This is a genomic window from Citrobacter sp. TBCS-14 (assembly GCF_005280805.1).
GTDB classification, from domain to species: Bacteria; Pseudomonadota; Gammaproteobacteria; order Enterobacterales; family Enterobacteriaceae; genus Citrobacter; species Citrobacter gillenii.
Genome location: NZ_SZWM01000069.1, coordinates 315 through 871 on the forward strand (window position 1 = coordinate 315; position 557 = coordinate 871).

General features: G+C 57.7%; 1 pseudogene. It reads left to right on the forward strand.

The features are described 5' to 3' along the window. A pseudogene (gene mhpC, locus FDX22_RS00385) lies at window positions 1–557 on the forward strand (2-hydroxy-6-oxonona-2,4-dienedioate hydrolase); the annotation flags it as partial.

Sequence of the window (557 nt, forward strand, 5' to 3'; positions counted from 1 at the left end):
AAACACTACGCGTGCATTTCAATGACTGTGGACAGGGCGAAGAGACCGTCGTGCTGCTGCACGGCTCCGGTCCTGGCGCGACGGGCTGGGCAAACTTCAGCCGCAATATTGATCCGCTGGTACAGGCCGGATACCGGGTGATCCTGTTGGATTGTCCTGGCTGGGGTAAAAGCGATGGGATCGTTAACCGCGGTTCGCGATCCGATCTCAACGCTCGCATCCTNTCAATTGGATATTCAAACAGTCCACCTGCTGGGTAACTCGATGGGCGGCCACAGTGCTGTGGCGTTTACCCTGAGCTGGCCGGAGCGCGTGGGCAAACTGGTGCTAATGGGCGGCGGAACGGGCGGCATGAGCCTGTTTACCCCGATGCCGACCGAAGGTATCAAGCGCCTGAATCAGCTGTACCGCGAGCCAACCATCGAAAACCTGAAGCTGATGATGGAGATCTTTGTCTTCGACACCAGCGACCTGACCGAGGCGTTGTTTGAGGCACGACTGAATAACATGCTGTCGCGCCGCGATCACCTGGAAAACTTTGTCCAGAGTCTGGAGGC